This is a genomic window from Paenibacillus etheri, from assembly GCF_001012825.1.
GTDB lineage: Bacteria > Bacillota > Bacilli > Paenibacillales > Paenibacillaceae > Paenibacillus_AQ > Paenibacillus_AQ etheri.
Map to the genome: position 1 here is coordinate 119,330 of NZ_LCZJ02000029.1, position 13,695 is coordinate 133,024.

13 protein-coding genes are annotated in these 13,695 nt (G+C 44.2%); 5 read left to right on the plus strand and 8 right to left on the minus strand.

What is annotated here, in order from left to right:
- Positions 1-234 precede the first annotated feature (234 nt).
- Positions 235-1,644, minus strand: a complete 1,410-nt coding sequence (locus UQ64_RS18695; protein WP_060625049.1) for a deoxyguanosinetriphosphate triphosphohydrolase family protein — start codon at positions 1,642-1,644, stop codon at positions 235-237.
- 432 nt (positions 1,645-2,076) lie between these two features.
- Between UQ64_RS18695 and UQ64_RS18700 the strand changes: the two genes are divergently transcribed.
- Both UQ64_RS18700 and UQ64_RS18705 read left to right on the plus strand, forming a co-directional pair.
- On the plus strand, positions 2,077-2,826 hold the full coding sequence (locus tag UQ64_RS18700) for a polysaccharide deacetylase family protein (RefSeq protein ID WP_060625050.1): 750 nt from the start codon (positions 2,077-2,079) through the stop codon (positions 2,824-2,826).
- 66 nt (positions 2,827-2,892) lie between these two features.
- Positions 2,893-3,864, plus strand: a complete 972-nt coding sequence (locus UQ64_RS18705) for a substrate-binding domain-containing protein (RefSeq protein ID WP_060625051.1) — start codon at positions 2,893-2,895, stop codon at positions 3,862-3,864.
- A 126-nt stretch (positions 3,865-3,990) separates the two neighbouring features.
- Here the strand turns inward: UQ64_RS18705 and modB are convergent, their stop codons facing one another.
- The 5 genes from modB to UQ64_RS18730 form a co-directional block, all read right to left on the minus strand.
- Positions 3,991-4,653, minus strand: coding sequence for a molybdate ABC transporter permease subunit (gene modB / locus UQ64_RS18710; RefSeq protein WP_060625052.1), 663 nt, complete (start codon positions 4,651-4,653; stop codon positions 3,991-3,993).
- 31 nt (positions 4,654-4,684) lie between these two features.
- Entirely contained in the window at positions 4,685-5,476 is a 792-nt protein-coding gene (gene modA, locus UQ64_RS18715; protein WP_060625053.1) for a molybdate ABC transporter substrate-binding protein, read from the minus strand.
- A gap of 235 nt (positions 5,477-5,711) precedes the next feature.
- On the minus strand, positions 5,712-6,677 hold the full coding sequence (locus UQ64_RS18720; RefSeq protein WP_060625054.1) for a helix-turn-helix transcriptional regulator: 966 nt from the start codon (positions 6,675-6,677) through the stop codon (positions 5,712-5,714).
- Between the two features lie 199 nt (positions 6,678-6,876).
- A complete protein-coding gene (locus UQ64_RS18725) occupies positions 6,877-7,563 on the minus strand; it encodes a hypothetical protein (RefSeq protein ID WP_060625055.1) in 687 nt (228 codons plus the stop codon).
- Between the two features lie 192 nt (positions 7,564-7,755).
- Positions 7,756-8,442 carry a M50 family metallopeptidase gene (locus UQ64_RS18730; protein ID WP_060625056.1) on the minus strand — a complete coding sequence of 229 codons (687 nt, stop codon included), beginning with the start codon at positions 8,440-8,442 and terminating at the stop codon, positions 7,756-7,758.
- 226 nt (positions 8,443-8,668) lie between these two features.
- Between UQ64_RS18730 and UQ64_RS18735 the strand changes: the two genes are divergently transcribed.
- Both UQ64_RS18735 and UQ64_RS18740 read left to right on the plus strand, forming a co-directional pair.
- Entirely contained in the window at positions 8,669-9,136 is a 468-nt protein-coding gene (locus UQ64_RS18735; protein WP_060625057.1) for a DUF3450 domain-containing protein, read from the plus strand.
- Positions 9,137-9,185: 49 nt separating this feature from the next.
- Positions 9,186-9,890, plus strand: a complete 705-nt coding sequence (locus tag UQ64_RS18740) for an AIM24 family protein (RefSeq protein WP_060625058.1) — start codon at positions 9,186-9,188, stop codon at positions 9,888-9,890.
- Between the two features lie 80 nt (positions 9,891-9,970).
- Here the strand turns inward: UQ64_RS18740 and UQ64_RS18745 are convergent, their stop codons facing one another.
- Entirely contained in the window at positions 9,971-10,426 is a 456-nt protein-coding gene (locus UQ64_RS18745) for a Dps family protein (RefSeq protein ID WP_060625059.1), read from the minus strand.
- Between the two features lie 184 nt (positions 10,427-10,610).
- On the minus strand, positions 10,611-12,089 hold the full coding sequence (locus tag UQ64_RS18750) for a potassium/proton antiporter (RefSeq protein WP_060625060.1): 1,479 nt from the start codon (positions 12,087-12,089) through the stop codon (positions 10,611-10,613).
- Positions 12,090-12,253: 164 nt separating this feature from the next.
- Between UQ64_RS18750 and UQ64_RS18755 the strand changes: the two genes are divergently transcribed.
- Entirely contained in the window at positions 12,254-13,321 is a 1,068-nt protein-coding gene (locus UQ64_RS18755; RefSeq protein ID WP_060625061.1) for a GNAT family N-acetyltransferase, read from the plus strand.
- Positions 13,322-13,695 lie beyond the last annotated feature (374 nt).

Here is a 13,695-nt window from a genome sequence, read left to right on the forward strand (position 1 = left end):
CCCAATTTATTCCCAATAACAATTTAGTTATTATATTAGCACCAAATAACCCCATAAACAATAACTTTTTTTTAAAAAAATAGTTCTTTCGTTAGAGAACATGCCGAATATCAGGATTAACCCAACTAAATATAATCAAATTAAGGATAACAAAATACTAACAAAACACTTCTCCTTCAGTAAAAAAAGCCAATCTCCAGTGAATTGGAGATTGGCTTTAATTTTCACTTTTATCTAATCCAAGTCATAAATCGATCCGACCTTCAAACCATATAGCTCATTGTATATTTTTTCAGCAAAAGCATCTGTCATCCCTGCGATATAATCAATCACCATATGTTCCCACGTCCAGATGGGATTGGCTTGTTTCTGATCCTTCTCGAAGCGTTGCAGCCAGTCCGATGGAATAATGGCTTTGGATGTCTGCGGATCAAGAAAAGCTCCCCATAGACGGCGAAGAATCCATTCACTGCGTTTCTGAAGACGCTGTACTCTTAAATCACGGATCATGGTAACCCAAGCGAAGCTTTTCAGTACACATACGGTCCGTAGCATATCCTCATCTTCTTTTCCTTCCTTTATAAAGGTGACCTTCTTCCAGTCTCCATCAGGGATCACACCCAGACTTGCAACGAAGGTGCTGACCCAGTAGGCCTTAACTTCACGCCGAGTTCTGGAATAGTCGTTCTCGCAGGTTGGCATCTTTTCCATCCATACTCTAAGAAATGAACTAAGCACCTCTTCAACCTTAGCGCGGATGTCTTCCTCCTCCCAACCCTTCCAGAAGAAATCCTCTAGCGTTGTGATTTTCTCTACGATCAGCCGCTGAATATAGGAATCATGCATAAAGTGTTCATGCACTTCAATCTTTCCAGCTTTAATTCCATCCTCCAAATCATGTGCAGAATAAGCGATATCATCGCAAAGGTCCATCAGCTGAGCTTCCAACGTTTTCTTACCTGCTGGTATTCCCCACTCTTTGCGAATCTCCGAAATATATGCCCATTCGTGAAGGTACATCCCCTTCTTCAGTGAGGTGCCGGGAAACGGATACTTATTGATTCCGAGGAGCACCGCATCTGACAGATTTAGTCCATCAATGTTCTCACGCTTCTCTAGAAACATAATCAGACGAAAATTATGAGCGTTGCCTTCAAAATGTTCATAGCGCTGCTTCATCTGCTCATGAATGAGTAACCTATCAGCACCCGTTGCTCCAGCTTGCAGGGCAGCCTCGTTCGTCTTTTTTTCAATAAGCTGCTCCAGAATATTATCCAGTACCTCTTCCCCTTTATGTCCGAAGGGAGGATGACCAAAATCATGAGCAATGGCCGCGCATTCTACAACCTCTGGATCTATAACAAGTCCCGGATTCTCCGCCTTACTTGTCTCCACCTTTGGGTAAGATCTAAGCAGACTTTTCGCTGCCTCACGAGCAATCTGTGCGACTTCAAGTGAATGAGTTAGACGCGTCCGGTAATAATCACCCGTGCCCGCCCCGAACACTTGAGATTTGCCTTGCAGCCTACGAAAAGTAGGCGAATGAATCAAGCGTGAATAATCACGCTCATAAGCAGCTCTCGACGTTTCTAGGCGGGTAATTTCCGGATATTGCCGGTGTTCTCTTTTTTCAATAAGTGTCATATTCCCACCCCTAACCAAATGTCTCTATATTGAACTTCATTATAAGGCATTTTCATAACAATTTTCACATCAAAATGCAAAATGCTATACCAATGCCAAACTGCAATGGAAGCAATCCACCAAACTTAATGCAACTGAAATGGAAACATTAATCTTAACTTCATCACTCTATTCAAAAGAACGATATTAAACCATCATTACCTAAACCTATCCTGCCTACTCAGCTTAGCATTAAATAATCGTTTCTATTTCGGACGGAAGAAAACTTACTTATATTGTAGAGTCTGTAGAAATCTTCACCACTGCTGAAGCACCCTTGGAACGAATCTTCGGAAAGAACATGAAAAAAGGCTGATCGTTTTTGCAAAACTGAAACTATGAATATTTTAACCCTTCAAAGGAGCATTCTAAAATAAAAAAACAGGTGAATTCATGAAAACTAGCTGCAAAATTATGATGACTACCCTCTCTCTCTTGTTATGCTTCACGAACTCCGCTCTAGGTAGTCCGAGCAAGAACCGCGACTACTACGAAAAAAGAGGAGACATGATTTGGGAAGTACATACTAACCAAAAAGTGATTGCATTGACGTTTGATGACGGTCCTGACCCTTCTGAAACCGATCAAATATTAAAGGTATTGAGTCAACATCATGCGAAATGCACCTTTTTTGCTATTGGAAAAAGAATTGCGACCTATCCAGAAGTGGCGAAACGAGTCATTTCCGAAGGACATGAATTAGCTAACCATACCTACAATCACGTTTATTTTAGAAAACCTATTAACAAAGACCAATTTGAGCGAGAGCTGAAATTAACCGAAGAAGAGATTATAAAGGTCTCTGGAAAGCACAGCTCTTTGTTCAGACCTCCAGGTGGAATGTATGACGAGACACTGGTTGATATCTCAAACAATATGGGACTAAAGCCTATTCTATGGTCCTGGCATCAGGATACACGCGACTGGAATCGCCCTGGCGTGCAGAGTATCGCGAACAGGGTTATTCGCAATGCACGTAATGGTGACATCGTCCTGTTTCATGATCATGTGCATGGACAATCCCAAACCAGAGAAGCGCTCAAAATTATTTTACCGGAATTAGAAAAGCAAGGTTTCCGATTTGTTACCGTTTCAGAATTAATCAAATTATCCGATACACAGCAGGCGGGTAAACCACAATAGCCTAATTGCACAGGGCTTCAAAATAAGGTAGGCTTGTCCTATTATGAAGTTCTGGAGGCTTTTGTGATGTCTGATAACACATCCTATACGACTGAGGAAATTGCCCGTGTACTGAAGATCTCGAAATTAAAAGTATATGATCTGATTAAAAAAGGGGAGCTTCCCTCCTACCGTGTAGGAAAACAGATGCGTGTAGATCAATCTGATTTAGAAGCCTACAAACAGAATGCTCGAAGTGGTATGACCTCACCGACATCGCCGCTGGCTTTTGCTGGAGCAAATCGAACTCAAGTTGCCACACATTCTGGCCAATTTAATAGCAAGGCTACAGGAAATAATCTGGTGATTACAGGTCAGGATATGTCACTCGATATTCTAGCCACCTATTTGGAACGTTCCCAGTCCACTGGACGCCCTCTTCGTTCTTACGCTGGCAGTCTAGACAGTCTAATTGCCATGTATCAGGGCGAATCGGACATCGTCAGTACGCATCTGCTCGACGGGGATACGGGAGAATATAACCTTCCCTATATTCGTAAAATACTTGTGGGCTTCTCTTATGTTGTAGTCCGTCTGTTGACCCGAAGTGCAGGATTGTATGTTCAAAAAGGAAACCCAAGAGGTCTCCTTGAGTGGTCTCATCTACAACAGGAGGGACTTACAATGATCAATAGAGAACGAGGCGCTGGCGCACGCGTGTTATTGGATGAACAACTCCGATTGCACGGCATTCCTGCTGCAAGCCTATCTGGATATGAGCAGGAAGAGAATAGCCATTTGGCGGTCGCCGGTAAAGTGGCACGAGGAGAAGCCGATGTGGCCATCGGCACCGAGAAAGCTGCCAAGATTGTCGATGGCATTGATTTCATTCCCTTGATTCAAGAGTGTTACGATCTCGTGATGCTCAAGAAAACGGAGCATGAGCAATGGATCGCTACCGTGATTGATATTTTACGCTCACCAGCCTTTCAAAGTGAGCTTGGATCCATTCACGGATACGATCTTACGGAAACTGGGACGATTATTTACGAGACGTGATGCATTATAGGCTGGCGTCATATTAATGGGTATATTGGTATATCCTCTTTGTGTAATCTCAAAAATAAATGAAGCCCACTCAGATCGCTCTGGATGGGCTTCATTTTTATTTTGTAAGCAATGAAATTAAGTACGACGGTTCACAAATATCAACATCACAGCAGACATAACAATAATGGAGCACACCCACATCCAAGCAAGGGTCATGTTGCCGCCATCCACCGCGACATAGATCGCTGTGGGCACAGTCTGGGTGCGGCCAGGAATATTTCCAGCTACCATGATCGTAGCACCGAATTCCCCTAAACCACGGGCAAAACCCAGAACATACCCCGCAGCGAGTGAACGACCTGCAAGGGGCAATGTGACATAACGCAGTACCTGTAATTCACTCGCTCCCTGTGCACGCGCCGCATCTTCAAGATCCGGTTCCACACCTTCAAAGCCCGCCTTCACCGTGCGGTAGACGAGAGGAAAAGCTACGACAACCGCGGCGATCACTGCAGCCCCCCATGTGAAAAGGATCGTATGCTCCGTCATCTGTTCATACCATCTGCCAATCCAGCTGCGACGACCTAAGACGACCAACAGCACAAATCCGACAACTGTCGGCGGCAACACGAGTGGAAGCAGCATTACAGTCTCGAGCAAGCTATAACCAGGAAATTTCCGACCTGCCATCGCCTTAGCCGCAGCCGTTGCCAGAATAAACACAATGATGCTCGTAATTACTGATATTTTTACGGAAAGCCAGACTGGGGCAAAGAAATCAGTCCAGTTTATTTCCATCCTTATCCACCCCGCTTCCACCTATTATTTTTTAATTAAGAAGCAAGAAGCCATAGCTTGCAAAAATATCACTAGCTTCCTTGCTCTGAAGATAAGTGTACAATTCCTTAGCTTCCTTCTGATTCTTCGAATTCTTCACGATACCTGCCGGATAATTAATGGCTTTGTGAACATGCGGACCCACGGTAAGAGCAATCTTCGTCTTCTTTGAAGTCAATGCATCTGTCTTATAGACAAAGCCTGCATCGACATTCCCCGTTTCGACGTAAGAAAGTACCTGACGGACATCCTTCGCAAATACAAGCTTGTTTTTCACTGTATCCCATACCTTCTTCGCAGTTAACGATTGCTGAGCATATTGGCCTGCGGGCACAGATTCAGGCTGTCCTACCGCTACCTTCTTAAAGGATTTGTCCGTAAGTTGAGTGATCGTATTTAATGAAGCGTTTGAATTCGAAGGTACGACCAGAACCAGTTGATTCTTAAGCAGAACCTTATGGTCAGAGATCAGTCCAGCATCCACTAACGCATTCATCTGTTTATCCCCTGCAGAGAAGAAAAGATCAGCCGGAGCACCTTGCTCAATCTGCTTCTGTAATGTTCCGGATGCAGCATAATTAAAGACTAATTCAATATCGGGATGCTTCTTCTCATAGAGAAGAGCCATTTTATCTAAACTATCCTGCAAGCTGGCTGCAGCGGATACTATAATCTCTGTTTTCTTGGAAGCTGCCTCTATCTCCACCGCTGCGCCTGCAGATAAATTCACAACCAAAAAAATTGCCAATACGCTAAAGATTCTAATTGACCATTTCTTAAACATTTCCATTCCTCCTATTTTCATATGTATATGTAGATGCTATTCTAGCATACGTTTTTTCGATTTTCTATAGATTAAGTTGTGTTTAGATATGTTTGGTTATATATTGTTATAATTAGATAGTAAAATGAGTATATCTTCGACTTAATCGCAAAAAAAGGATGCCTCCGGCAACCATTTAAATGGTTGCACAAGCACCCCATCTTTCGAATTGAACGAGGGTCAAATGAGCATATCACTATTTATAGTGCGCACTCCATTTTTCCAACTGCTGCCTGATTACTTCACGATAATAGTACGGTTCAATGATTTCAGCTTCCTCTTCAAATCTCTTAATCCAGCGGACAAATCCAATATCTTGTTCCACTGCAACCTTAAAATGAAAACATCTAGATTGACGATCCACTTTGTTTGGCTTAAAAGGTAATTCGTCCTTCTTGATTCCTTCCATTATCCGTTCCGAGAATTTCACTTTGAATTCTACCTGTAAACTATCCCGATCGAGTGACCATTTCTGCTTCATAAAAGCTTGCACATCAAACGCTTCCTTCGAAAAAAAACGGTTTAGTGGCTTCACATTAGAAAAATCGTTGATGTGATATGTACGAATAATACCCTGGCGATGACAAAATCCAATAAGATGAAAACGACTTTCCAGCGGGACAAGACAATAAGGATCAATAGTGATCCCTTTCTCTTCTAGTGCATTTTCACTATAATTCGCTTGAATGCTCTTTTGCTTTAATAAAGCCTCCAGGATCGGAGTAAGAAAAGAGTGTTGCTCCATCTGCGAACTGTTTCTTTCCGCCCACCCCACTCCTACTTCTCTCCTTGCACGTTCTATCGTTTCTTCTCTCTCTGCCTTACGTTTATATTCAGCTGCGACTACTTTTTCATATGCGCTTTCAAAATCTATGGGTAATGCTGGTTTTATATCTTCCATAATATAGCGCAATTGCGAAAATGCGGTTGCTTCTTCTTCCGACCAATCCAAGGGATAGAGTGCAAAATTTCCAATAAAAGCATAACCTTTTCCATGCCCCAAATGGGTTATGGGAATATGCATGGCGCTAAGCGCATCCATATCCCGGTATATCGTTCTCTCGCTGTTGCCGCAGCGTTCCGCCAATTCGCGGGCTAATATCCCCGGCTTAGCTTGAACAAGTGTAATAATGCGCATCAGTCGGATTAATCGGTCTGTCATATTCAGTTCCCCTTGATTCATGGTTAAATAGACCCATTATTTTATGAAAAAAAGTAAAATTGTGATAGAACTTTTTTACTATGTTACCACATTTTATATTACAATTCTTCTTATAATTTTCCGCCGAATCCGCTAAAAAGTCCAATTTATGTATAGGTCTTTTTTCGTCTATATGCATCCTCATGCAGTGAGTCCTATATTAAATTCCACCAACGCCTTTACTTCGTTGCTGATGCTCGAACCCGATCTGTTTATACAACAATTCAGCTTCTTTAAGCAGCAAAGGATCTCCAGAGCGTACCGCGAGCAACAACATCTTATCCGCATGTCGATTGAGCATCTCATGAGCTTCACTATGCTGGCCTTTATTTCGTAATGCCGCTGCTTCTTCTACCTTTTCAGCCGTCTTCAACAATTCCAGATGCTTCTCAACATAAAAGCAACAAGTATCGTTCAGAATGCGGGTATGATGCGCATACTCTAGCTCTAGCACCTTTACGGGGAGTTCACGAACACGCTCTACGGTTGGCTTTTTATACTTCCACTGTAGGGATAATGCTTCATACTTACCTGCTACAGAACTAGAGGTAGTGAACTCTAGCCCTACGAATTTGCGCTGTCCTGTTTTTATTTTGCCAAGCTTAAGCAAGAGTGAATTTCCTTCTCCAGCCTCCATTTCACATCCATAACAGCGCTTAAAAGTTACATGTGGCTCAAGCCAAACTCGTAGTTCAATATCACGTGCAACCACTTTATGGCTGCTGGGTCGGCTATTTTCTGAAGGCATGTTCCCTTTCCATTCGACAAGTAAAACAACATCGCGATTCCCACCTGCAAAAATACGATCTTGCCCCCATGTAAATATGGGATGAATACTTTCCATCATATTTTCCACCTCTTTCTTTTTTTGGGTCTTCTATTAATGTACCAATAATGGCGGACAGCTCCATGTCATGGAATGTATGTTCGGTTCTATATTATCGACAAAAAAAGAGCCAATCTACATACTAAGTAGACTGACTCTCGCAAAAACAGCCCCTTTTGTCTGTTTATGACGAAAATTTTATATTTTTAATCTTTAACGGCTCTGAAGTTTAGGCTGCACTCGCTCCCGCTTAAAAAATAGTCCCAGCGCCCATTTGGCGCAAAGCAGTGAAAATATAAAAAATAGGACTGCCCAAAAAATGGCCGGCACTGATGTCATTCTTGCCAGGTTACTGGCATCTCCCGCACGAGATGGGGAAACAACGGCCGCATATACAAGAAATAAACTTCCCATTACAGACTCTTCCAAGGTCAGAAAAGCTAATAACAAATAATAATATTTGCTAGCCTTTTTCCACACTACCAGCATTAAAACATTCAGTGCAATAAACCCACCTAACCACATCATTCCGAAGCTTCCCCGCACGTACATCACCAGCATAATCAATGCTACTGTAGTTGCTAAGATAAGACCCCAATCATGCCGTCCTTTACTGTAGAGATAGAAGAGCAGCAATGCGAATAAAGAAGCCAGCATATAACCGGATAGCGACACCAGTATCGCTCTGCCTCCATCTTGAATAGCTGAATAGGTGACACCACTATGATTCGCGTATAGTTCAATACGCAGCACACTGCCTGACAGCAATAAAGTTACCAGCGCATGACCAAATTCATGAATCATCGTGTCCAAATTCCGAAACAAAGATGAGAATGGAATCAACCTCGTCAAAAAAGCAGATCCGACTAAAAATAACATTGTCTTAAGCCATTTATTCATTCCGTAGCAGCCCCTTTCCGTCCAAAGTATACGATAAATATTCCCTCTTCTCAATCATGAAGAGCACAGCCTCACCGTTCTTTACAAGGAAGTGTAACCTCACTTCAAACCGGCAAATATTACTGACCCAAGAAGCTCTATTCACGCTTAGCGTACGCTGTCAGAAGCTGTCAAGCTGTGTTAAAATAAAAGAAATACAAGCCTAAATCGGGTGGTGATTATATAGATGAAACAACATAAATACCGTAAATATCTACAGCTGTTATGTTCGCTCCTGCTTCTGCTGACCCTTACCATATCTCTTCCAGCCCCAGTAGCAAAAGCCAATATATTCAGTGATATCTATAATGGATTCAAAAGCTTCTCTGAGCTTCCAAATGAAGTAAATGAATTAAAAGAGGGATTTCAGCAGACAGCTGAAGAGCTACAACAAGCTAAAGATAAGCTTACGAATACTACGCAGGAAATGGAAGCGTATCGAACACAGAACGAAGCATTGCAGGAGCAGAATCGCCAACTGACACAGATGGTTGATGAGTTGCAAAATGACCGGTCGGCACGAGAAGAATATTATCATAAAATCAAAGTAACTATTTTTACGGGGATTGGTCTGATTCTGGGGTATTTTATACTCATCCGTATTATTCGTTTCAGCATGCTTCACCGTTCTAGAAAAGGAGACCGTCTGCGCTAATCTTGAACATTCAGTAAAGATCACGCCTACAGCATGAGGGAGATGAAATATGAACATCGATGTCCAAGATGAAAGTGACAGCGGGAGCGGACAAGCCGTAGCCTTCTCCCTTGGGGAGCAGGAAGAGGTTCATGTGCTGCATCCACAACAGATTATCGCTTATCAAGGGCCTGCCACTGGACGGGCAGACAGATTTATGGATGTGAAGGGCATCTATCGCAAGCGAAAATTGATTCGTTCGGATATGTCTGGTCCTTGCCATTTTGTCGCCGCTCTTCCACCCGGTTATCGGATAAAGATTCTGCAGCTTGATGGAAAGAGCGATTTATTGTACGACTTTAAACATCTCTTCTTCTACAGCAAGGGAGTTACGATGGATACACGGGTGCTGAGTATGAAAAATGTGCTCGTTACACGAGATATTGTGAAGGTTAAATTTACGGGTAATGGCATCATTGGCATACTGACCGAAGGGACGGTCTGTGAAGCTGAGCTTCATCCTTACAATCCGCTCTATGTTGATGCAGGCAGTATTATTGCCTATCCTGAGAATGCGAAGCTGGAACTTACTGTTTACGGTAACCATTTAGCTAGCCAGCATATGAGTTATCACTGGAAGATGACGGGCCACGGCCCTGTGTTGTTTCAGGCCGGACGCCAGAATCGCCGATTTGAAAGAGATAATAACGATGATGGAATTATTAAACGATTTCTGCGCGAAGCCGTGCCATTTGGTGGAGTATTTATTAAATAGAAGATTTCAAAAGAAAGAGCGCCATGCGTTAACGAAACGCGGGCGCTCTTTGTGTATTCTATCCTTATAAGGATCTTGTCTTAGCCGATAAAGGCATTCAGCATCCAAGCATGTTTCTCAATGCTGCTTCTGATGCCAATCAGCAGATCCGCAGTGGGTTGATCACTTAGTTCTTCTGCAGCAGCAATTGCATCTTGCAGTTCTTTAGCAACAGTCTTAAAGTCTCTAACTAGCTCTAATACCATACCCTTAGCATCTTCGCCGCCGCGAGATTCTTGTAGGTCGGACAATTCAAGATATTGCTTCATTGTGGAGGCTGGTTGTCCACCAATAGAAAGTAAACGCTCAGCCAAATCATCTGCATAACCCGCAGCTTCATTGTATAGCTCTTCAAACTTCTCATGCAGTGTGAAGAATTGAGATCCGCTAACATACCAGTGATAATGATGAAGCTTTACTCCGAGCAGGAACCAGTTCGCAGTTTGGCGGTTTAATGCAGCTTGCAGTTCAGTATGGCTCTTTAATTGTGTTGTCATTAATAAAACCTCCTATGGTTCATTTATTTTAATTGTATTTAGACTCGTTCTAAATCTATATACAATTTAACACATTCTTTCGTGTTTTACAACTATTCTGGAGATTATATGTTGTGCCGATTCTAGCACACCTTATGTTATAAAGCCTATTATGTGTGTCACACTTTGGAAAAAGGGTTCTTCTCTAGATTAAAGAACCATCCTCCTCCGCGGTCTTGCCTTTCCTGCTGCGGAAGAAAGCCCTCATCTCATCACGCTTGCTCTTTGGACTTAGTACATACACAGTATCCCCAGGCTCAATAACGGTACTGCCATGCGGGGTGACAATCTTTTTATTGCGGATAATTGCCGTAAATAAGATATCGTCTGGCAGACCTATTTCCGAAATTTTCTGTCCAGCAATCGGCATGTAAGGATTAATTCCAATATGGTTAAACTCCGAATCTGTCTTGCCAAGAGCGACCAGCTCCATTAATGAAGGCTGATCTGAATCTTCTTGCCCCACAAGTTTCAATCGGGATGCTAACGGGGAAATACTAGTTCCCTGAATTACTGCCGAGGTCAGCACGACAAAGAATACAACATTAAAGAATAACCGTCCGTGGGGCAGATCAGCCAGCAGGGGATAAGTCGCTAACACAATCGGAACAGCTCCACGAAGTCCGGCCCAAGAAATCAATGTCTTTTCGCAGATCGTGAATTTGGAAAAGTGCAGGCTTATAAATACACCAATTGGCCTGGCTACAACCATCAGAATGACGGATAACAAGATCCCTTGCCAAGCCACTTCCGCCAGCTCCTGTGGAAATACTAATAAGCCCAGCAGTATGAACATAAATATTTGCATCATCCAAGCAAAACCATGACTAAAATTCATAATGGTACGGTGATACATTAGCTCAGAATTGCCAAGCGTAAGGCCCATAACATAAACAGCCAGCAGCCCGCTACTATGTACCCATGCAGATAAGCCATAGGTCAGGACAGCAAAGCCAATGCCCATTACTGGATAAAGACCTGTAGAATCCAGGTTAATTCGATTGATACAGAAAACTGCGATCTTCCCCAGTATAAAACCCAGTACTAAGCCAATGCCCATCTCCCATATAAAGGACAATAGAAGTCCCCATATCACCATATCCGGATGCTGTATCCATTCGATTAGCGAGACTGTCAAGAAAACCGCCATTGGATCGTTGCTTCCTGATTCTGCTTCTAACGTCGAGGTCAGACGTTTATCAATGTTCTTACCGCCGAGTACCGAGAAGACTGCAGCCGCATCTGTCGATCCAACGATCGCTCCAAACAGAAAGCTTTCTGGCCATGACACATTAAGGATCAGCTTAGCGAATACCCCTACAATGGCTGTCGTCATGATTACGCCTACCGTTGATAAGGATAATGCTGGCCGAATAACAGGTTTAATATCCTTAATACTCGTCTGCATGCCACCTTCGAATAATATGACAACCAATGCGAAGATCCCGGCCATCTGCGTTAAGGAAGCATTGTTAAAAAAAACGAATTGGCTCAGCACCATCCCCGCAGCAAGGAATAGCACTAAAGCTGGCATTCCAAATTTAGTGGAGAACTTAGTGGAAAATACACCTACAAGCAGGAGCGCTGCCAGTAATAATATAATATTATCTGCAAGTTGGGACACCGATTATTCACTTCCCTTTTTATTTATGTACGTTATTACCCTTACCCACATCCTTTTGAGACATTGAATAATATAAACAAGATTGGAGATTTCATTCCCCGGGCCTTATACTTTATGTAAATGCTTTCTCCCCATCGAGTGTACATACTAGGAGGCTGAATGTTATGCAATTGAGATTAATTAAAACTGTGGAGCTGAACCAAGCGGCTCTGCTCGCAGATTCCGTCTTTCGTAAATCAGGTGCCACTTCAATGAAAGAACTGTTTCCCCTTATTTTCCGCCCTGGACTCAGTCATTCCTACGCGGCTATTGCCGATGACGGAACGGTTGCTGCTTTCATGGGACTCGTACCCTCCACGATCAAGACTGGAGATGCGTTCCTGAATGTATTCTCCATAGGTGCTGTCTGCACCGATCCCGCTTTTCGTGGCCAAGGGCTGGCGGGCCAACTTCTACAGCTATGCCAGAGTCACGCTGCGAAGGCCGAGGCATCGCTTATCTTTGTCTCGGGTGATCGTTCGCTATACACCAGAGCGGGATGCGTACCGTTCGGAGGTACGCAATTTGCCGAGCTGAACGCAAGCTCGGCTCACGCACTTGCTGCCGCAGCAGGAGAAGAATGGACGCTGCGGCCTATGAAGCCGGGCGACTTCTTCGCCGTCAACCGGCTGCTGAATGAACGCGAAGCCGGACAGGTGTACAGTCCGGGTGAGCTAGCGCTGCTGCTGGGTGCCGAGGCTTACGCGGGTGTGCTGGGCTTGTCCCAGCGCACACTCGTAGCCGTTCGGGACGGCAGCATCGAGGGGTTCGCCGCGGTGGCTGTACCCGCGGCGGCAGAAGTGCCAGCGCCGAGCGCGGCGACGGCGGTGGAATGGGCCGGCCAGCCGAGCGCGGTAGCGGCGTTGCTGGCAAAAGCGGCTCTGTGCGGCGGCGTTGGCACGCTGCAAGTGCCTGTGCCGTGGCAGGAGCGCAGCCTGCTCGCGCTCCTGCGGGACGCCGGCGTCTCCTTAAGCGCCGGCGCGAACAGCGGAACGGTCTGCATCGCAGACCGGGCAGCGCTTTTGCGGCAGACCGAAGGATGCCGCAAGGGGCTCGACTTGTCATCCGTGCAGGACGACAAGGAGCTGATCTCGCTGTTGTTTGATCCAGCGAGCCCGCTTCACACCTCTGATTCCCCCGAGGAATCAGAGGCCATTCCTTTGCCGTATATGTCTGGTCTACGTTTCATTTAACGGATTTAAACAAGAATAAACGGAAACCGTCCTTTTAGGGACGGTTTCCGTTTTGTTGTACATTTTGCAAGATTTCATATTCCAAACTCCCCCACCTTCTGCACTCAGTCTATGAAATTATGATCCGGCGTTGGGGAGGGAGTGTTATAGGGAAAAACTCCCCCACCTTCTGCACTCAGTCTATGAAATTATGATCCGGCGTTGGGGAGGGAGTGTTATAGGGAAAAACTCCCTCTATTTAGGATGATTTCCTCACAATTGCCCAGTTATGCGGAATTTTGGACCTCTGTCAAGAAAGTAGACACCATTAAACTGCCTTTCTCTTATTAAATTGCGCAGCAAACCGTACCGGCGAAAGATAGCCTAGCGCGCTG

Bases quoted from the DNA above. Each gene is read 5' to 3' on its own strand.
- UQ64_RS18695 (WP_060625049.1), bottom strand. From the start codon at position 1,644: ATGACACTTATTGAAAAAAGAGAACACCGGCAATATCCGGAAATTACC.
- UQ64_RS18700 (WP_060625050.1), top strand. From the start codon at position 2,077: ATGAAAACTAGCTGCAAAATTATGATGACTACCCTCTCTCTCTTGTTA.
- UQ64_RS18705 (WP_060625051.1), top strand. From the start codon at position 2,893: ATGTCTGATAACACATCCTATACGACTGAGGAAATTGCCCGTGTACTG.
- modB (WP_060625052.1), bottom strand. From the start codon at position 4,653: ATGGAAATAAACTGGACTGATTTCTTTGCCCCAGTCTGGCTTTCCGTA.
- modA (WP_060625053.1), bottom strand. From the start codon at position 5,476: ATGTTTAAGAAATGGTCAATTAGAATCTTTAGCGTATTGGCAATTTTT.
- UQ64_RS18720 (WP_060625054.1), bottom strand. From the start codon at position 6,677: ATGACAGACCGATTAATCCGACTGATGCGCATTATTACACTTGTTCAA.
- UQ64_RS18725 (WP_060625055.1), bottom strand. From the start codon at position 7,563: ATGATGGAAAGTATTCATCCCATATTTACATGGGGGCAAGATCGTATT.
- UQ64_RS18730 (WP_060625056.1), bottom strand. From the start codon at position 8,442: ATGAATAAATGGCTTAAGACAATGTTATTTTTAGTCGGATCTGCTTTT.
- UQ64_RS18735 (WP_060625057.1), top strand. From the start codon at position 8,669: ATGAAACAACATAAATACCGTAAATATCTACAGCTGTTATGTTCGCTC.
- UQ64_RS18740 (WP_060625058.1), top strand. From the start codon at position 9,186: ATGAACATCGATGTCCAAGATGAAAGTGACAGCGGGAGCGGACAAGCC.
- UQ64_RS18745 (WP_060625059.1), bottom strand. From the start codon at position 10,426: ATGACAACACAATTAAAGAGCCATACTGAACTGCAAGCTGCATTAAAC.
- UQ64_RS18755 (WP_060625061.1), top strand. From the start codon at position 12,254: ATGCAATTGAGATTAATTAAAACTGTGGAGCTGAACCAAGCGGCTCTG.